The sequence below is a fragment of the Streptomyces sp. NPDC058401 genome (genome assembly GCF_042722885.1).
Taxonomy (GTDB): Bacteria; Actinomycetota; Actinomycetes; order Streptomycetales; family Streptomycetaceae; genus Streptomyces.
The window spans coordinates 1-18531 of the sequence record NZ_JBHXKA010000102.1 but is presented as its reverse complement, the minus strand read 5'-3'; the positions used below and the strand labels follow the sequence as shown (position 1 = coordinate 18531).

The window sequence follows — 18531 nt, the reverse complement described above, 5'->3', positions numbered from 1 at the left end:
TCAGAGCCGCCTCCTGGTGCTCTGGCGCGCGATGGTCCGCGCGTCCAGGCCGGAGAGGCCGCGGACGGCCACGTACGCCTTCTCGTGCGGCGGCAGCGAGACGCGGCCGCGGAGCACGGCCTCCGGCTCGCGTTCGATGCGGTCGAGCAGGCGCCGGTAGATGCCGGCCATGGCCGCGACGCAGGCGCCGCTGCGCCGGTCGAGCAGGGGCAGCAGCCGGTAGCCCTCCACGAACAGGGCTCGGGCGCGCCGGACTTCGTGGTGGACGAGACCGGCGAAGTCCGCGCCGGGGGGCATCCGCTCGCTGCGGAAGCCGTCGGAGCAGCCGAACTTGGCGAGGTCCTCGGCGGGCAGGTAGGTGCGGCCGTTGGCCGCGTCCTCGCGAACGTCCCGCAGGATGTTGGTGAGTTGCAGGGCGAGGCCGAGGGTGTCGGCGTACTCGCCGGCCCGGGCCGCGTCGTGCGCGCCGGAACCGGCGGGCCCGGCCGTGCCGTTGGAGTTCGCGGCGCTGAACACGCCGAGCGAGAGCCGGCCGATGGCTCCGGCCACGCAGCGGCAGTAGACCTTGAGGTCGTCCCAGGTCTCGTACGTCTCCCCGCGGACGTCCATGAGGACGCCGTCGATGAGTTCGTCGAGCCCTTCGAGCGGGATCGGGAAGCGGCGCGAGGCGTGCGCGAGGGCGACCGCGACCGGGTCGGTGTCGTCCTCGTCGACCTCCTCGGCGCGGATCCGGCCGAGCAGGGTGCGGGTCTCCTCCAGCCGGGTCAGTTTGACCTCGTGCGGCAGCGTGCCGTCGCCGATGTCGTCGACCCGCCGGGAGAAGGCGTACAGCGCGGACATGGCCTGCCGCTTGTCGGCGGGCAGCAGCCGGATGCCGTAGGCGAAGTTGCGCGCCTGCGAGCCGGTCACGGCCTCGCAGTAGCTGTAGGCGGCCGAAATCGGTGCGGACATCGCCGTCGGCACGGACGGCGCGCCCGGTGCGGAAGCGTGTGTGGGGCCCTCCACGATCGGGCTCACCCCTTTCTCGGCGCTGAGCGCAGGACGGCGGCCACCTCGCGGAGCAGGACGCTCTTGGTGGCCTTGGGCGGGCCGGGAAGGACGTCGAACCCGGCGGCGGTGACGGCTCGCAGGGCGGCGCGTCCTCCTCCCACGAAGCCCGCGAGCAGCAGCCGGAGCCTTCCGTGGACGCTGCCCACGAGCGGCGTGCCTTCGTCGAGGAGCTCCCGCGCCCGTTCGGTTTCGAAGGCGACGAGGGCGCGTACGGACGCGCCCGCGGACGGGGCCTTCAGGTCGGTCTCGGTCACGTGGAAGCGGCGCATGTCCTCGCCCGGGAGGTAGATCCGGTCCCGGGCGAGGTCCTCGGCTACGTCCTGGAGGTGTTCGGCGATCTGCAGGGCGGTGCAGACGGCGTCGGAGCGGCGGATCCGCTCGGGGGTGCTGGTGCCGGTGAGGTCCAGCACGAGCCGGCCCACCGGGTTGGCGGAGAGCTCGCAGTAGCCGACGAGCTCGCCGTACGTCGCGTAGCGCGCGACCCGCTGGTCCTGGCGGTTGGCTTCGATGAGCCCCAGAAACGATTCGGGAGTGAGCCCGTGGGCTCGTACGACGGGCTGCAGGGCCAGCATCAGGGGGTGGCGCGGGGGCCCGTCGGTGCCGCCGAAGACGCGGCCCAGGTCGGCTTCGAGTGCGTCGAGCATGGCGGTGCGGTCGTCCGTGGCGGCGGGGTCGAGGCCCAGCAGCACCGCGTCGTGGCCACCGGGGGCGAGGTCGCCGTCGCCGATGTCGTCGACCAGGCGGGCGTACCCGTAGACCGCCATCAGGCCCTCGCGCCAGGCGCGGGGCAGGAAGGCGGGGGCGACGGGGAAGTTCTCGGAGCGCGCCTTGCCGAGGGTCGCGGCGCCGGGGCGTGAGCCGGAGGGGCCGGAGGGGGAGGAGCCGGAGGGAAGGGAGCCGGAGAGGAGGGAGCCGGAGAGGAGGGAGCCGGAGGCGTCGGGCAGCTCGTGCGGCCGGGGGCTGGTGCCGTGCCCCGGGGTCACCGCCCGCCGCCCGCGGCGGGGACGGCCGTCGTGCCTGGGGGCCGGAGAATTCCCGTAGCCATTGCCGTCACATCTCCCGTTCTACACTGCCAACACAAAACATCCTATTTCGGACACGCCGCCGCGTTTTCCCCGGGGCGTCCTGGGCTATTCGCCTATGGGGGGAATCGCCCCCTCTTGCCCGCGATTGAGGCCTGGGCCAGCTTACGCTGTACAACGCCGCCGGGGCTCGACGGGTATTCGCTCCGCCCCCAATGTCGCCCGCACGCCACCCGCACGAATAGCGGGCCGCCCCGTGCGCCCGGCGCCCGGACGGCATGCGACGGCCCCCGCCGCCGGACGCGGTGGGGGCCGTCGGTGGCGGCCGTCGATGGGGGACCGTCAGCCGGTCGCCTTCTCGTAGGCCCTGACGACTTCCTCGGTGGGACCGTCCATCAGGAGTTCGCCCCGCTCCAGCCACAGCACCCGGTCACAGGTGTCGCGAATGGAGTTGTTGTTGTGGCTCACCAGGAAAACGGTGCCGGCCTTCTTGCGCAGTTCGCGGATGCGCGCCTCGGAACGCACCTGGAACTTGCGGTCACCGGTGGCCAGCGCCTCGTCGATCATCAGGACGTCGTGGTCCTTCGCCGCGGCGATGGAGAAACGCAGGCGCGCCGCCATGCCCGAGGAGTACGTGCGCATCGGCAGGGAGATGAAATCGCCCTTCTCGTTGATCCCCGAGAAGTCGACGATGTCCTGGTAGCGCTCCCGGACCTGGTCGCGGGTCATGCCCATCGCGAGACCGCCGAGGACCACGTTGCGCTCGCCGGTGAGGTCGTTCATCAGCGCCGCGTTGACACCCAGCAGCGAGGGCTGGCCGTCGGTGTAGACCTTGCCGGACTCGCACGGCAGCAGACCCGCGATGGCGCGCAGCAGGGTGGACTTGCCGGAGCCGTTGGAGCCGATGACACCGATGGCCTCGCCCCGGTACGCCGTGAAGGTGACCCCGCGCACGGCGTGGACCCGGCGGACACCCGGTGCGTCGCCGCCCCGGCGGACTATCTTGCTGAGCGCCGCCGTGGCGCTGCCCTTGCCGGAGCTGCCGGTGTTGACCCGGTAGACGATGTGCACGTCGTCGGCGATGACGGTGGGGACGTGCCCCTGGTTGTTCTCAGCCACGGCCGTAACGCTCCTCAGCCTTCCAGAAGTACACGAATCCGCCGGCGCCGATCAAGACGGCCCAGCCGACCGCGAATGCCCAGACGTGCGGCGGCAGGTTCTCCCGGCCGTACCCGTCGATGAGCGCGAAGCGGATCAGGTCCATGTAGATCGCGGCCGGATTCCACTGCAGCGCGTCCGCGATCCACGAGGGCTTGCCCTTGAGCATCTCGGTGATCGAGAACATGACGCCCGAGGCGTACATCCACGTACGCGTGACGAACGGCATGAGCTGCGCGAGGTCGGGGGTCTTGGAACCCATCCGCGCGAAGATCAGGGCGAGGCCGGTGTTGAAGCCGAACTGGAGGACCAGCGCCGGAAGCACCAGCAGCCAGGACAGGCTCGGGTAGTTGCCGAAGCCGATCGTGACGATGAACACGACGATCATCGAGAACATCAGCTGCTGGAGCTGCTGCAGCGAGAACGAGATCGGCAGCGAGGCGCGCGGGAAGTGCAGGGCGCGGACCAGTCCGATGTTGGACGGGATGGCTCTGACACCCGCCATCAGCGAGCTCTGCGTGAAGGTGAAGACGAAGACGCCGATCACCAGGAAGGGGATGTAGTCGTTCTTGTTGATGCCCCGGCCGGCGTTGAGGATCAGCCCGAAGATCAGGTAGTAGACCAGCGCGTTCAGCAGCGGGGTCGCGACCTGCCAGATCTGGCCGAGCTTGGCCTGGCTGTACTGGGCCATCAGCTTGGCCCGGGAGAACGCGATGATGAAGTGCCGGCGGTCCCAGAGCTGGCGCACGTACGCGACCAGGCCCGGCCGGGCTCCGCTGACGGACAGGCCGTACTTCCTGGCGAGCTCCGCGGGGCTCAGCCCTGCGTCATCGGACGGCCGCTTGCTCGTGGCAAGGGCTCCGTCCTGGGTTGTGTCACTCACAAGATGAAACTTTCCGTCTTCATGATGCGGCAGAAGGTGGCATCGGGCCTGAGTCGATCGGTTCGTGATCGGGCCATGGTCTCAGACCCGGACGTGTCAGATGACAGGCGGTCGGCCCAGCCGGGTCAGCCGCCAGACCGTACGCCATTTCATGGGGCGCCGTGGACCACAGGAAGTGGTCCAGCCCTCCTTGAACCCGCCGAACCAGGCCTTGAGCGCGGGCCCCGAGGGCTTGCGCAGGAGCGTCAGCAGGAGCCAGACGCCCACGTAGACCGGGACCAGCAGGGCGGGCAGGTTGCGGCGCGCGAGCCACACCCGGTTGCGAGCCACCATACGGTGGTAGACCGCGTGCCGGGAGGGGGCCGTGGCGGGGTGCAGGAGCACCATGTCCGCCCGGTAGTCGATCAGCCACCCGGCGTCGAGCGCCCGCCAGGCCAGATCGGTCTCCTCGTGGGCGTAGAAGAACTGCCCGGGGAGGTCTCCGACCTGCTCGAACACCTTCGTGCGGACGGCGTTGGCGCCGCCCAGGAAGGTGGTGACGCGCGAGGAGCGCATCGGGTCGGAGGCCCGCAGCCGGGGGACGTGCCGCCGCTGGGTCTCGCCGGTCTGCGGATCGGCGATCCGGAAGCTGACGATGCCCAGCTCGGGGTCCTCGGTGAAGGCCTGCCGGCACAGCTCCGCGGTGTCGGTGCGCTCCAGCAGACCGTCGTCGTCCAGGAAGAGCAGCACGTCCACGTCGAAGCCGTGGCCGCCCGCGGTGCGGAAGGCCTCTATGCCGACGTTGCGGCCGCCGGGAATGCCCAGGTTCTCGGGCAGCTCGACGGTGCGCACGCCCGCCACCGGGTCCGCCAGGCCGGGGAGCCGTACGCCCTGGCCCACGACGACCACCTCGACGGGGGCCCCGTCCTGCCGGGCCACCGAGTCGAGGAGCGCCTTGAGCTCGTCCGGGCGGTTGCCCATGGTGATGATGACGGCGCCCAGCCGCAGCGGGGCCGTCACTTGAGCCTGCTGGAGGCCAGGACCGACACCAGGTGCAGCACCGTCTGGAGCATCGCGATGCCGGCGAGCACGGCGACGCCGAGGCGGGAGAAGTACAGGTCGCCGCGGACCTGGTCCAGGATCGCCAGCAGCAGGATGAGCAGCGAGGCCTCGATGCCGAGGACCAGCCGGTGGAACTTGAGCGCGGCCGCGGCCCGGCGGGCCAGGGCCATGCCGGAGGAGCGCGGCGTGGCCGCCGCGTCCTGGACCACGGGCTTGCCGGCCTGGTGGCGGGCGACGCCGACCAGGTCGGTCTCGGCCTTGATCAGGATCGCGCCGAGCGCCGCGAGGGTGCCCAGGAAGGCCCACAGCCAGTCGATGCGCCCGGTGCCCCACAGGTCGGAGGCGCGCAGGCCGAAGCCGACGAGCACCGCCGCGTCGCACAGGTAGGCACCGACGCGGTCGAGGTAGACCCCGGACAGCGAGAACTGCTTCTTCCAGCGGGCGACCTCCCCATCGACGCAGTCGAGCAGCAGGTACATCTGGACCGCCACCACGCCGAGGACCGCGCCCCAGACGCCCGGTACCAGCAGGGCGGGGGCGGCGAGGACTCCGGCGAGGGTCATCACGTAGGTCAGCTGGTTCGGCGTGACCTTGGTGGTGACCAGGCGGCGGGTGATGCGCAGGGAGATCTCGCGCATGTAGAGGCGCCCGCCCCAGTGCTCGCCACTGACCCTGTCCTTGACGCCCGCCGGGTGAACGACGGGCCGGAGTTCAGCTACGGATGGTCTTGGCATAGTCGGCGTAAGCGTCCCTGATCTCGGCTGCGGACAGGTTGAGGTGTTCCAGGATGGTGAAGCGTCCCGGACGGGTCTGGGGGGCGTACTCGACGGCCGCGACGAACTCGTCCACGCTGAACCCGATCTCTTCGGGCAGGACGGGCAGGCCGTGGCCGCGCAGCACCCGGACGAAGAGCTCGGACTTGTCCGTGTCCCCCCGCAGGTGCATGGCGAAGGCCGCGCCGAGGCCGACCTGCTCGCCGTGGAGCGCGGAGCGTCCCGGGTAGAGCAGGTCGAAGGCGTGGCTGATCTCGTGGCAGGCGCCGGACGAGGGGCGGGTGTCCCCGCTGATCGCCATGGCGATGCCGGAGAGGACCAGCGCCTCGGACAGCACGGTGAGGAACTCGTCGTCGCCGACCCCGCCGGGGTGGCGCAGCACGGACTCGCCGGCGGTACGGGCCATGGCGGCGGCCAGGCCGTCGACGGGCTCGCCGTTGAGGCGGTGCGAGAGCTCCCAGTCGGCGATGGCCGAGATGTTGGAGATCGCGTCGCCGATGCCCGCGCGGACGAACCGCGCCGGGGCCTCACGGATCACGTCGAGGTCGACGACCATCGCGATCGGCATGGGCACCCCGTAGGAGCCCCGGCCGTTGTCGTTGTCCAGGATGGACACCGGCGAGCAGATGCCGTCGTGCGAGAGGTTGGTGGCGACGGCCACCATGGCCAGCCCGACCCGCGCCGCGGCGTACTTCGCCACGTCGATGATCTTGCCGCCGCCCAGGCCCACGACGGCGTCGTAGCGGCGTCCCTTTATGTCGTCGGCGAGCTTGACCGCGGAGTCGATGGTGCCGTCGACGACGGAGTACCAGTCGGCGTGCGGCAGCACGGGCTCCAGCTTGGCGCGCAGCACCGCGCCGGAGCCGCCGCTGATGGCGATCGCGAGCTTGCCCGACGCGGAGACGCGCTGGTCGGCCAGGAGGCCGGCCAGGTCGTCCATCGCGCCGCGGCTGATGTCGACGACGACGGGCGAGGGGATGAGCCTCGTCAGTACTGGCATGCGATCGTCCGGCCCTTGGCGAGGTCGTCGTGGTTGTCGATCTCGACCCACTTGACGTCACCGATGGGGGCCACGTCGATGGTGAAACCGTCGTTGACGAGCTGCTGGTAGCCGTCCTCGTAGTAGAGGTCGGGGTCGCGCTCGAAGGTGGTCTTCAGGGCCTCGGCCAGGGCCTCGGCGGCCTCCGGCTCGATGAGGGTGACGCCGATGTACTCACCGGTCGCGGTGGCCGGGTCCATCAGCTTGGTGATCCGCCGAACGCCCTGCTCGCCGTCGGTGATGACCTTCATCTCCTCGTCGGCCAGGCTCTTGACCGTGTCGAGGGCGAGGATGATCTTCTGGCCCTTGCCGCGGGCGGCGAGCAGGGTCTTCTCGACGGAGACGGGGTGGACGGTGTCGCCGTTGGCGAGGATCACACCCTGCTTGAGGACGTCACGGGCGCACCACAGGGAGTAGGCGTTGTTCCACTCCTCGGCCTTGTCGTTGTCGATCAGCGTGATCTTGACGCCGTACTTGGCCTCCAGGGCCTCCCGGCGCTCGTACACGGCTTCCTTGCGGTAGCCGACGACGATGGCGACCTCGGTCAGGCCGACCTCGGCGAAGTTGCCGAGCGTCAGGTCGAGGACCGTGATGCTCTCCTCGGCGCCTTCGGGTCCGACGGGCACGAGGGCCTTGGGCAGGGTGTCGGTGTAGGGACGCAGGCGGCGTCCGGCTCCGGCAGCGAGGACGAGGCCGATCATGCTGGTTCTCCTTCGTCATGTACGGCGGGTGCCCCGGAGGAAACCCAGAAGCGGATGCTCTCCACGAGCACCACGAGTGCCACGAACACGGCCAGGGCCGTGAGCGCGACGGGGAAGTCCACGGCGCGCGACGCCAGGACGGAGGCCAGGACCGTGATCAGAAGAACCCGGCCTTCGTGCCCGCCGATCGTCCGCACCAGCCAGTGCGGGGGCGCGCCGGTGCCACCGCGGATGCGGTAGACCGTGTCGTAGTGATGGTAGGCGACCGCCGCGACCAGTCCGAATGCCGCCGGGAGGGCCCCGGGGACGTCCGCCTTGGCGGCGAGGATCAGGACCGTGGTGTATTCGGCGGCCCGGAAGACGGGCGGCAGCAGCCAGTCCAGCGGGGCCTTGAGCGGCTGCGCGACGGCGGCTCCGGCGGTGAACACGTACAGCCCGGCGAAGAGGATCGGCAGGGAGCTGCCGAAGGAGGCCTCGCGTGCGGCGATCAGCAGCATGACCGCCGATCCCACCCCGCTCACCATGAACGCGGGCGCGGTGTAGTGCGGCAGCCTGCGCAGGCCGCCGGCGATCAGCTCGCCCAGCGGGCCGGTGTCCGTCAGGTCGCCCAGCGCCCGGGCGGCGCGGTCGGTCCGCCGCGCCTTGCGGGTCAGCGAGCGCAGGACCCGGCCGGCGGTGGTGTAGAGCGCGCCGAAGGCGCAGCCGACGATCAGGGCGTAGAAGACGATCCGGGGGGTGGTGAAGGCGATGAGGACCGCGATCATGGCCCAGCGCTCGCCGATCGGCAGGATGATCATGCGCCGGACCCAGACCGTCCAGCCGACGCTGTCGAGCTTGGCGGAGAGGGCCGCGGTGGGGCTCCCGGAAGGAGACGTCGCAGTGGCGGTGGCGTCGTGGTTGGCCTCGTTGAAGGCGAAGTCCACGACGTGCCGGCAGGTCATCAGGATCATGGCGCCGAGGGCCAGGGCCCAGACGTCGTCGCCGTTGCAGGCCGCGCCGAGCGCGAGGCCCGCGTAGAAGGAGTACTCCTTCGCGCGGTCGAAGGTGGCGTCGAGCCAGGCGCCCATCGTCGAGTACTGGAGCGAGTACCGGGCGAGCTGCCCGTCCGTGCAGTCCAGGACGAAGGAGACGAGCAGCAGCACGCCGGAGGCCACGTAGCCCCAGCGGTCGCCGGTGGCGGCGCAGGCGGCCGCGATCAGCGCGGTGATCAGCGAGGCGGTGGTGACCTGGTTGGGGGTCAGTCCGCGGCGCGCGCACCAGCGGGCGATGTAGCGGGAGTACGGGCTGATGAAGAAGGTGGTGAAGAACCCGTCGCGGGACTTGACCGCGGTGCGCAGCCGGACGGCCTCGTCGTCGACGGCCGCGACGGCGGCGGCCGCCGTCGCGCGCTCGGCGATGGTGGCGGGCACGGCGGCGACGAGGGTGCCCAGCTCGGGGCGGTGCACGGGGGTGCCGGCGGCCTCGACGGCGGCGGCGAGCCGGTCGGGGTACGGGCCGTGGCCCACGGGTGCGGACACGTCGAGCTCGGCGGCCCGGTCCAGGGCCGCGCGGGCTCCGGGCTGGACGGCGAGGGCCCCGGTGACGGCGCAGGCGTCGAACCGCGGGTCGGTCAGTGCGAGCCGCAGGGCGTGCACGTGTCCGACGAACTCACCGTCGACGACGGCCACCCGCTGGTCGGCGGGTACGCGCGCCAGGGCGGCGGCGGTGTCCGACGGGGTGGCCGCGGGATGGACCTCGAAGCCGAGGGAGCGCAGCTCGTCGGCGAGCGCTGATCCGGGCACCGGCAGGCCGGTAAGGATGACGGTCGGCAGACGAACTCACTCCTTGCACGCACACGGGTTGAACGGGCGCCGGGCGGGCCGGCGGCACGTCGGAGGCTATCGGATGAACGGAGGCGGGGGTTCACCGCCTGTTCGCGCTCGGATCAGCCGAAAATCACGGGCCTGACGGGCCTGTGTGGATCATCATTGACGATCGGGAGGAGCGATCACAAACCGCTGTCGGCACCGCGACTGTTAAGGTTGTCGCAGACGCGTACGAATTTCGCCAAAGCGTCCAGATCGCCCGAATGTCACATCAGACGTAACGAACGAAAGAAAGAGGTGGGGTTGATGACCGTCGCAGGCGTCGCCGCCCAGCGCAGCGCACTCCGGTACATCCCCCTCTCCTTCCGGGCGTCCGGCCGGGCCTGATCACACCGATCGTCCCCGTCGGCCGGAGCCCCCTTTCAAGGGTTCACGTTGACCGACAACACCGGTAACACCAGCAACTCCCACACCACCGATTTCAGCACCGAGAGCGACCTCTTCTTCGAGGCGTTCCTGGAGCTGCACCGTGGCCTGCCCCGGCAGTCCCCCGGTTCCGAGGCCACCACCCGCCGCCTGCTGTCCCTGTGCGGACCGCTGCCCGAGCGGCCGCGCGCCCTGGACCTGGGCTGCGGTCCCGGCCCCAGCGCCCTGCTGCTCGCCGCCGAGGCGGGCGGCCTCGGGGCCGACGTCACCGCCGTCGACCTCCAGGACGGCTTCCTCGAAGAGCTCCGCGCGGCCGCCGCGGCCCGCGGGCTCACCGACCGCGTCCACCCCGTCAAGGCGGACATCGGCGACCTCGCGGCGCACCCGGACGGTTCCTTCGACCTCGTCTGGGCCGAGGGCTCCGCCTACACCATCGGCTTCGCCACCGCGCTCGCGCGGTGGAAGCGGCTGCTCGCCCCCGGCGGCACCCTCGTGCTGAGCGAGTGCGAGTGGACCGTCGGCGAACCCTCCGCCGGGGTCCGCGCCTTCTGGGACCCGCACTACGCGCTGCGCTCCACCGCCCGCAACCTGGCCGCGGTCCAGGCCGCCGGGTACCGGGTGCTCGCCGTGCACCGGCAGCCCGACTCCGACTGGGCCGCCTACTACGGTCCGCTCGGCGAGCGGACCGCCGCGGCGCCGGAACCCTCGGGTCCCGAAGCCGCGGCCGCGCTGGGCTTCGTACGCGAGGAGATCGCCGTACGCGAGCGGTACGGGCACGAGTACGGGTACACCGCCTACGTCCTGCGGCCGGTGACGGCCGGGGACGGCGGCGGCTGGCCCGTGCGCCCCGAGGCGGCCGGGGAGGCGGCCGCCGTGCACGCGGTGAACGCGGCCGCCTTCGGGACCCCGGCCGAGGCCGACCTCGTGGACGCGCTGCGCGCCGACGGCTCCTGGCTGCCCGGCCTCTCCTACGTGGCCGAGGCCCCGGACGGGTCGGTCGCGGCGCACGCCCTGCTGACCCGGTGCACGGTGGACGGGGTGGCGGCGCTCGCGCTCGCCCCGGTGGCCGCGGCTCCCGCGCTCCAGCGCTCGGGCGCCGGCAGCGCCGTCGTACGGGCCCTGCTCGCGGCGGCCGCGGAGCGCGGGGAGAACCTCGTCCTGGTCCTCGGACATCCCGAGTACTACGGGCGCTTCGGGTTCGTGCCGGCTTCGCGCTTCGGGATCGCGGCACCCTTCGAGGTGCCCGACGAGGCCATGATGGCGCTGGTGCTCGACGATTCGGTGCCGGTTCCCGCGGGCACGATCAAGTACCCGGCCCCCTTCGGGGTGTGATGCCGGGTCCGGCCCGCGGCCGGATGAACTGACGGATCCGCACCTTTCGCATGCTCCGCCCCTCGCCGCATATCACGCGGCGGGGGGCGGACATGCGCGGATCACCGAAGTGGGGGCAATCCCCATTTGTACGGCAGACTGAAAGCCGAAGTCCGAAGCGAAGGATGGGTATGCCGACCACACCAGCCACCGCCGCGAACAGCGCGACCACCGGCACCGGCGCTCAAGAACCGATCATGCTCGAACTGGTCGACGAGTCCGGCAACACCATCGGTACGGCGGAGAAGCTCTCCGCCCACCAGGCGCCCGGTCAGCTGCACCGGGCGTTCTCGGTGTTCCTCTTCGACGAGCAGGGCCGGATGCTGCTCCAGCAGCGCGCCCTCGGGAAGTACCACTCCCCCGGCGTCTGGTCGAACACCTGCTGCGGTCACCCCTACCCCGGGGAGTCGCCGTTCGCGGCGGCGGCCCGGCGGACCCACGAGGAGCTGGGACTGTCGCCCTCGCTGCTCGCGGAGGCGGGGACGGTCCGCTACAACCATCCGGACCCGGCGTCGGGGCTGGTGGAGCAGGAGTACAACCACCTGTTCGTGGGACTCGCGCAGCGGTCGGTGCGGCCGGATCCGGAGGAGATCGCGGACACCGCCTTCGTCACCGCGGAGGAACTCGCGAAGCGGCACGCCGAGGTCCCGTTCTCGGCCTGGTTCATGACCGTGCTGGACGCGGCCCGGCCCGCGATCCGCGAACTGACGGGCGACGCGGCGGGCTGGTAGCGGGACGCGGCGGTCCGGTGGCGGGACGCGGCGGGCGGTGGCAGTCGGCTCTCGTCGGCGGCGGCCCCGGGGTGGGCTAGACCGCAGAGGCCGGGGTGGCCGCGGGTGCGGTGAGGGCCGTGGTGAGCGGCAGCGCCGCCCAGATGACCTTGCCGCCCGTGGAGGTGTGCTCCACGTCGCAGACCCCGCCGGCCTCCAGCGTGATCTCCCGGACGAGGAGCAGGCCACGGCCGCCGGTCTGGCCGAAATCGGCCTCCAGCGCCTTGGGGCGGTACGGGTGGTTGTCCTCGACGGCCACCCGTACCCACTCCCGCCCGATGGCGACCTCCACGGCGACCTCCGGCGAGAGCAGGGCCGCGTGCCGGACCGAGTTCGTCACCAGTTCGGAGACGATCAGCAGCAGGGAGTACACCAGGTCCCCGTCGGCCGGCACCTCCTGCCGGCCGAGCAGGTCACGGACCGCACGGCGGGCCTGCGGAACGGATTCTTCTACTGCGGGTGCCGTGAATCTCCACACTCCCTCGTACGCGAGGGGGGCGGCCGCGACCTCCGGCTCCTCCCCCTCGACTGGCGGGACGCTCCCGCTCACATCCATTTCCCGGCCCCCGTCTTCACGCTCGATCGTCTGCACACGTCAAGAGTGGGGACCGGACCGCTCCGCGCCGGACCACTGACCAGAAGTCAGCATCAATCGGACACTTTCTGACCACTGGCGTATGACAGAGTCAGTTGTTCGACCGTTCCTGATCTTCTGGGGGCCGCTTCTCGGCCGCCTCGTACGTCTCGGGCGCTGCCACTCCCGCCCCTCCCGGCGTCACGGGAACCTCGTCGTCCCTGACCAAGCCCAGGATGCGGCGGGCTCCCATGCCCACGGCGATCAGGCTCAGGCCGTCGAACAGCAGCGCGAGGGAGAAGAACGCTCCGATCACGTACAGACTGCTGCCGGGCCAGTTGGCGAGGATCAGGAGGCCCAGCAGGATGCCGAAGGCACCCTGGACCAGGGTCAGCCCCAGGTGCGCGCCGCGCACCACGACGGCGCCGGCGAGCCGGAACACCCCGCCGGTGAGGAACAGCAGGGCGGCAAACATGGTGAGCGCCTCCGCGCTCGCCTCCGGGCGGCGCAGGATCACGAAACCGGCCGCGATGTTGATCGCGGCGACGATGACGGCGAGCCAGAAGTAGTTGCTCTTGCGGGACTGGATCGCCTGGAGCAGGCCCACCACGCCGCCGGCCAGCAGCAGCCAGCCGAAGAGGAACATCGTGGTCAGGGTCGCGACACCGGTGTAGACGAGGCCCACCAGCCCGGCCACCACCAGGAGCGCCCCGAGCAGGGCCATCCACGCGAAACTGCGGCTGACCTTCTTCTTGTCGGCCTTGACGTCCTGCGGACCCGTACGGTCCGCACGCTCGGTACGGTCTGCGCCCATGGACGCCACCTTTCAGCTGCCCCCGACGGACCCTCGGACCCCGCGACTGCCTGCCGGTGCACCGAGCTGCCGGCGACCGGTCTCTTGATCATAGGTTTGACCGCCCGGGATAGCATCCGGCGCATGGATGCCGCCCTCCTCTCCTCCGTCGCCGACGGGGTCGCCACCGTCGTGATCTCGCACCCCGCCAAGCGCAACGCCATGACGGCCGCGATGTGGCGCGGGCTGCCGGAGCTGCTGGCCGGGCTCGCGGCCGATCCCGCCGTACGGGTGCTGGTCCTGACGGGGGCCGGCGAGACCTTCTGCGCGGGGGCCGACATCTCCTCGCTGACCGGGGACGACGACCCGCAGGCCCTGGCCGTGGCGGCGGAGGAGGCGCTCGCCGCCTTCCCCAAGCCCACGCTGGCCGCGATCCGCGGGTTCTGCGTGGGCGGGGGCAGTCAGCTGGCCGCCGCCTGCGATCTGCGCTTCGCCGAGGAGGGGGCCTCCTTCGGGGTGACGCCGGCGAGGCTGGGCATCGTCTACCCGGCCTCCTCCACCCGGCGGCTCGCCTCCCTGGTGGGCCCCTCGGCCGCCAAGTACCTTCTCTTTTCCGCCGAGTTGATCGACGCGGACCGGGCGCTGCGCACCGGACTGCTGGACGAGCTGCTGCCGGCGGGCCAACTCGACAAGCGCGTAGCGGAGTTCACGAGGATCCTGGCCACGCGTTCGCAGCTCACGCAGAGTTCGGCGAAGGAGTTCGCGGACGGCCGCACCGACCGCGACGCCTACTGGGCGGCGCAGGCCGCCGGGAGCGGCGACATCGCGGAGGGGGTCGCCGCGTTCCTGGAGCGGCGCGCGCCCGCCTTCACCTGGACTCCGCCGGCGGAGTGAGCCCGCGCAGCCGCGCGACGATGTCGGCGGGCGCCTTCTGCGGGGAGCCCGCGTCGTAGGGCGGCTGCGGATCGTACTCGGTCATCAGCTGCACGGTCTGCGCGTACGCGTCCCCCGCGATCCGGCCGAGGAGCGCGAGCCCCATGTCGATGCCCGCGGACACCCCCGCGGCCGTCACGTACTTCCCGTCGAAGACCACCCGCTCCGCGGTGGGCTCCGCCCCGTACGGGGGCAGACGGTCCAGGTACAGCCAGTGGCCGGTGGCCCTGCGCCCGTCGAGCAGGCCCGCGGCGGCGAGCAGGGTCGAGCCGGTGCAGACCGAGGTGGTCCAGGTGGTGGCGGCGTCGACGGTGCGCAGCCAGTCGAGGAGGACGGGGTTCTGCATCTCCCGGTCGGTGGCCGGCCCGCCGGGCACCAGGACGATGTCCGGCCGGGTCACCTCGTCGAGGCCCTTGGCGGCGACGAGCGAGAGGGAGCTCTGGTCGGCCCGTACGGGTCCCGGCCGCTCGGCCACGAACACGGTCTCGGCGCCCGGGAGGCGGCCGAGGGTGTCGAAGGGACCGATGGCGTCGAGGGCGGTGAATCCGTCGAACAGCAGGACGGCGATCTGCATGGCTCCTCCGGAGCGGTCGGTTGTCAGTGGGTGGTGCCGGATGTCAGGCGGGGGTGCCTGATGTCAGTGGGGGGTGCCGGACGTCAGGCGGGTGGCGCCTGATGTCAGTGGCGGGTGCCGGATGTCAGCGGGTGGCGCCGAACCGGCGGCGGTACTCGGCCGGGGGCTGGCCCAGGGTCTTCACGAATGCGCGGCGCAGGGCCTCCGGGTTGCCGTAGCCGCAGGCGCGGGAGATCTGGGCGATGCCCTCGTCGCCCTCCTCCAGCAGCCGCCGCGCGTGCTCGACCCGTACCTGCTCCACGTACCGCCCGGGCGTCACGCCGGTCTCCGCCTGGAAGGACCGCGCGAAGTGCCGGGGCGACAGCGCGGCCCGCGCGGCGAGGGCCTCCACGCTCAGGTCCTCCGCCGGGTGCTCCGTGATCCAGTGCTGGACATCGCGCAGCGGCTCCCGCTGCGCGGTCTGCGCGGCGAGCTGGGCGCTGAACTGCGCCTGGTTGCCGGGGCGCCGCAGGAAGACCACCAGGTGCCGTGCGATGGACAGCGCCAGCTCCCGACCGTGGTCCTCCTCCACCAGGGCCAGAGCGAGATCGATGCCCGCCGTGACTCCGGCCGAGGTGGCCACCGGTCCGTCGCGGACGTAGATCGGGTCGGGTTCCACGGTGACGGCCGGGTAGTCCCGGGCCATCCGCTCGCCCACGTACCAGTGGGTCGTCGCGCGCCGTCCGTCCAGCAGTCCGGCCTCGGCCAGCAGCAGGCTGCCGGTGCAGACCGACACCAGCCGCTCCGCGGACCCGCCGTACGCGCGGAGCCAGTCCGTGATCGCCGGGGCGAAGTCCCCCGTGTACCGGCCTCCCGGCACCAGGAGGGTGGTCCCGGCGCCCGGCCGCTCGCTCTCCAGGTCCCCGTCGGGGACCAGCCGCAGGCCGCTGCTCGTGCGGACCGGGGCGCCGCCGGGCGAGACGGTGCGCAGCATGTACCGGGCCGGTCCGGGGTGGCGGCCGGCGCCGGAGAACACCTCCACCGGCCCCGTGACATCCAGGCTCTGCACGCCGTCGTAGAGGACGACGAGCACGTTTCGCGACGACATGACCTCATCGTGTGGCACCCCGCGCGAGGGCCGCAATGACGTGCACCCCACCTATCCGGCCATCCGGGTCCCGGTGCGATCCTGTTCTGGGCCCGTTGTGCCCCTCCCGCATTCTCCCCCTCGTCCCGGAGCCCCTCCTGTACCCCGTCGCCGCCGCGTGCCTGTCCGTCGCCCTCCTCCTCGGGGTGCTGGCCTTCGCCGTCCTGCGCCCGCGCGGGCTGCCGGAGGCCGCGGCCGCCGTGCCCGCCGCCGGGCTGCTCGTGGTGCTGGGCGTCGTACCGCCCGCCGATGCGTGGGCGCAGACCCGTGAGCTGCTGCCGGTGGTCGGGTTCCTCGCGGTGATCCTGGCGCTGGCCCGGCTCTGCGCCGACGAGGGGCTGTTCGAGGCCGCCGGCGCCGCGGTGGCCCGGCGGGCGGCGGGGCGGGGACCGGTGGCGCTGCTCGGCGGGGTGTTCGCCGTCGCCTCGGTCGTCACCGCCGCGCTGAGCCTGGACGCGACCGTGGTGCTGCTGACCCCGGTGGTGCTCGCGACCGCCTCCCGGCTGGGGGCCCGGCCGCGGCCGCACGTCTACGCGACCGCGCACCTGTCGAACTCCGCCTCGCTCCTGCTGCCGGTCTCCAACCTCACCAATCTCCTCGCCTTCGCCGCGAGCGGGCTCTCCTTCACCCGGTTCGCCGCGCTGATGGCCCTGCCCTGGCTGGCGGCGATCGGCGTGGAGTACGCGGTGTTCCGGCGCTTCTTCCGCGCCGACCTGGCGGCGCCCCCCGAGCACGTGCCGCAGGCCGGGGAGCGGGCCCCGCTGCCCCGGTTCGCGGCCGGGGTGCTCGCGCTGACCCTGGCCGGCTTCGCGCTCGCCTCGTTCGCGGGGGCCAGCCCCGCCTGGGCGGCGCTCGCTGGCACCCTCGTGCTGGCCGTACGGGCCCTGCGGCGCCGGGAGACCACGCCCCTGCGGATCCTGGGCTCCGCGGCGCCGGCCTTCTGCCTGTTCGTGCTGGCGCTGGGGGTGGTGGTGCGGGCCGTGGTGGACCACGGGCTCGGGGACGGGCTGGAGCGGGTGATCCCGGCCGGGGATTCCCTGCCCGCGCTGCTCGGGGTGGCCGCGGTGGCCGCCGTACTGGCCAACCTGATCAACAACCTGCCCGCGGTACTGGCCCTGCTCCCGGTGGCGGCGATGGGCGGCGCGGGGCCGGTGCTGGCCGTACTGATCGGGGTGAACATCGGGCCGAACCTCACCTACGCGGGGTCCCTGGCCACCCTGCTGTGGCGGCGGATCCTGCACGCGGACGGATACGAGGGGGTCAGGCTCGGGGACTTCACCCGGCTCGGCGTGCTGACCACCGTGCCGGCCCTCGCCGCTGCGGTGACCGCCCTGTGGGCGGGGCTCCGCCTCATCGGGGCCTGACCCCGCGCCCGGCCGCCGCCGCTTCCCGGCCCCGGAATCCGCACGCGCGGGGCGCGGATAGGATCGGGACATCATGACTGCAACCCTCGTCGCCAAGAAGCTCACCGCCGCGCACGGTGAGCGCACGCTCTTCGCCGATCTCGACCTCGTCGTCGCCCCCGGCGACGTCATCGGCCTCGTCGGCGTCAACGGCGCCGGAAAGTCCACCCTGCTGCGGATGCTCGCCGGGCTGGACACCCCCGAGACGGGTGACCTGCGCCTCTCCCCGCCCGGCGCGGCCGTCGGCCACCTGCCCCAGGAGCCCGAGCGGCGCCCCGGCGAGTCGATCCGCGAGTTCCTCGCCCGCCGTACCGGTGTGGCAGCCGCCCAGGCCGAGCTCGACACGGCGACACAGGGTCTGGTGGACGGCACCCCCGGTTCGGACGACGCGTACGCGGACGCCCTCGACCGGTGGCTGAACCTCGGCGGGGCCGACCTCGACGAGCGGGCCCTGCAGGTGGCCGGCGACCTGGGGCTGTCCGTCGGCCTCGACCTGCCGATGACCGCACTGTCGGGCGGCCAGGCCGCCCGCGCCGGACTCGCCTCGCTCCTGTTGTCCCGCTACGACGTCTTCCTGCTCGACGAGCCCACCAACGACCTGGACCTCGACGGTCTGGAGCGCCTGGAGCAGTTCGTGAAGGGACTGCGCGCCGGTACCGTCGTCATCAGCCACGACCGCGAGTTCCTCACGCGCACCGTCACCAAGGTCCTCGAACTTGACCTGGCCCAGCAGCAGATCAACCTCTACGGCGGCGGCTACGACGCCTACCTGGAGGAGCGCGAGCGGGCCCGCAACCACGCCCGCGAGGAGTACGACGAGTACTCCGACAAGCGCTCCGCGCTGGAGGACCGGGCCGCGATGCAGCGCGGCTGGAGCGACAAGGGCGTCAAGAACTCCAAGCGCAAGGCCACCGACAACGACAAGTCCGCCAGGAAGGCCGCCGCCGACGCGAGCGAGAAGCAGGCCTCCAAGGCCCGCCAGACGCAGCGCGCGATCGAGCGCCTCGACGTGGTCGACGAGCCGCGCAAGGAGTGGGAGCTGCGGATGGAGATCGCGGCCGCCCCGCGCTCCGGCTCGGTGGTCGCCAC

18 protein-coding genes are annotated in these 18531 nt (G+C 72.2%); 5 read left to right on the top strand and 13 right to left on the bottom strand.

What is annotated here, in order from left to right:
• The 9 genes from hpnD to ACFWNV_RS29275 all read right to left on the bottom strand — a co-directional run bounded on the left by hpnD (position 1) and on the right by ACFWNV_RS29275 (position 9478).
• On the bottom strand, positions 1-951 hold the full coding sequence (hpnD, locus tag ACFWNV_RS29315; RefSeq protein WP_383952833.1) for a presqualene diphosphate synthase HpnD: 951 nt from the start codon (positions 949-951) through the stop codon (positions 1-3).
• A gap of 62 nt (positions 952-1013) precedes the next feature.
• Positions 1014-2033 carry a squalene synthase HpnC gene (hpnC, locus tag ACFWNV_RS29310; protein ID WP_383952831.1) on the bottom strand — a complete coding sequence of 340 codons (1020 nt, stop codon included), beginning with the start codon at positions 2031-2033 and terminating at the stop codon, positions 1014-1016.
• Between the two features lie 381 nt (positions 2034-2414).
• Complete coding sequence (locus tag ACFWNV_RS29305) at positions 2415-3191, bottom strand: ABC transporter ATP-binding protein (RefSeq protein ID WP_383952829.1); 777 nt, start codon at positions 3189-3191, stop codon at positions 2415-2417.
• A complete protein-coding gene (locus tag ACFWNV_RS29300) occupies positions 3184-4113 on the bottom strand; it encodes an ABC transporter permease (RefSeq protein ID WP_383952827.1) in 930 nt (309 codons plus the stop codon). The genes ACFWNV_RS29305 and ACFWNV_RS29300 overlap by 8 nt, the downstream gene beginning before the upstream one ends.
• A gap of 96 nt (positions 4114-4209) precedes the next feature.
• Positions 4210-5073, bottom strand: a complete 864-nt coding sequence (locus tag ACFWNV_RS29295) for a glycosyltransferase family 2 protein (protein WP_383952859.1) — start codon at positions 5071-5073, stop codon at positions 4210-4212.
• A 35-nt stretch (positions 5074-5108) separates the two neighbouring features.
• Positions 5109-5888, bottom strand: a complete 780-nt coding sequence (locus ACFWNV_RS29290; RefSeq protein ID WP_383952825.1) for a CDP-alcohol phosphatidyltransferase family protein — start codon at positions 5886-5888, stop codon at positions 5109-5111.
• Positions 5866-6927 carry an iron-containing alcohol dehydrogenase family protein gene (locus tag ACFWNV_RS29285; protein ID WP_383952823.1) on the bottom strand — a complete coding sequence of 354 codons (1062 nt, stop codon included), beginning with the start codon at positions 6925-6927 and terminating at the stop codon, positions 5866-5868. The genes ACFWNV_RS29290 and ACFWNV_RS29285 overlap by 23 nt, the downstream gene beginning before the upstream one ends.
• Complete coding sequence (locus ACFWNV_RS29280; protein ID WP_383952821.1) at positions 6915-7667, bottom strand: sugar phosphate nucleotidyltransferase; 753 nt, start codon at positions 7665-7667, stop codon at positions 6915-6917. The genes ACFWNV_RS29285 and ACFWNV_RS29280 overlap by 13 nt, the downstream gene beginning before the upstream one ends.
• Positions 7664-9478, bottom strand: a complete 1815-nt coding sequence (locus tag ACFWNV_RS29275) for a DUF5941 domain-containing protein (protein ID WP_383952857.1) — start codon at positions 9476-9478, stop codon at positions 7664-7666. The genes ACFWNV_RS29280 and ACFWNV_RS29275 overlap by 4 nt, the downstream gene beginning before the upstream one ends.
• Positions 9479-9988: 510 nt before the next feature.
• On the opposite strand from ACFWNV_RS29275, the gene ACFWNV_RS29270 reads away from it, so the two are divergent.
• On the top strand, positions 9989-11230 hold the full coding sequence (locus ACFWNV_RS29270) for a methyltransferase domain-containing protein (protein WP_383952855.1): 1242 nt from the start codon (positions 9989-9991) through the stop codon (positions 11228-11230).
• 170 nt (positions 11231-11400) lie between these two features.
• Positions 11401-12000: an isopentenyl-diphosphate Delta-isomerase gene (idi, locus tag ACFWNV_RS29265; RefSeq protein WP_250740854.1), complete on the top strand. Its 600-nt coding sequence runs from the start codon at positions 11401-11403 to the stop codon at positions 11998-12000.
• 76 nt (positions 12001-12076) lie between these two features.
• Here idi and ACFWNV_RS29260 read toward each other — a convergent pair whose 3' ends face one another.
• Together ACFWNV_RS29260 and ACFWNV_RS29255 are read right to left on the bottom strand one after the other, a co-directional pair.
• Complete coding sequence (locus ACFWNV_RS29260) at positions 12077-12595, bottom strand: ATP-binding protein (RefSeq protein WP_383952819.1); 519 nt, start codon at positions 12593-12595, stop codon at positions 12077-12079.
• Between the two features lie 130 nt (positions 12596-12725).
• Positions 12726-13427 (bottom strand): HdeD family acid-resistance protein, encoded by a 702-nt coding sequence (locus ACFWNV_RS29255; RefSeq protein ID WP_383952817.1) that lies wholly within the window; start codon positions 13425-13427, stop codon positions 12726-12728.
• A gap of 123 nt (positions 13428-13550) precedes the next feature.
• Here ACFWNV_RS29255 and ACFWNV_RS29250 point away from each other — a divergent pair, with 123 nt between their 5' ends.
• The gene (locus tag ACFWNV_RS29250) at positions 13551-14300 is read left to right on the top strand and encodes an enoyl-CoA hydratase/isomerase family protein (protein WP_383952815.1); all 750 of its coding nucleotides are present in this window, start codon (positions 13551-13553) and stop codon (positions 14298-14300) included.
• On the opposite strand, the gene ACFWNV_RS29245 is transcribed toward ACFWNV_RS29250, so the two are convergent.
• Both ACFWNV_RS29245 and ACFWNV_RS29240 read right to left on the bottom strand, forming a co-directional pair.
• Complete coding sequence (locus ACFWNV_RS29245; RefSeq protein WP_383952814.1) at positions 14275-14913, bottom strand: DJ-1/PfpI family protein; 639 nt, start codon at positions 14911-14913, stop codon at positions 14275-14277. The genes ACFWNV_RS29250 and ACFWNV_RS29245 overlap by 26 nt on opposite strands.
• A gap of 124 nt (positions 14914-15037) precedes the next feature.
• Positions 15038-16000 carry a GlxA family transcriptional regulator gene (locus ACFWNV_RS29240; RefSeq protein ID WP_383952812.1) on the bottom strand — a complete coding sequence of 321 codons (963 nt, stop codon included), beginning with the start codon at positions 15998-16000 and terminating at the stop codon, positions 15038-15040.
• Between the two features lie 161 nt (positions 16001-16161).
• Here ACFWNV_RS29240 and ACFWNV_RS29235 point away from each other — a divergent pair, with 161 nt between their 5' ends.
• Together ACFWNV_RS29235 and ACFWNV_RS29230 are read left to right on the top strand one after the other, a co-directional pair.
• Positions 16162-17403 carry an SLC13 family permease gene (locus tag ACFWNV_RS29235; protein WP_383952853.1) on the top strand — a complete coding sequence of 414 codons (1242 nt, stop codon included), beginning with the start codon at positions 16162-16164 and terminating at the stop codon, positions 17401-17403.
• Between the two features lie 73 nt (positions 17404-17476).
• Positions 17477-18531 (top strand): ATP-binding cassette domain-containing protein (locus tag ACFWNV_RS29230; protein ID WP_383952810.1); only part of this gene is annotated, 1055 nt, incomplete at its 3' end.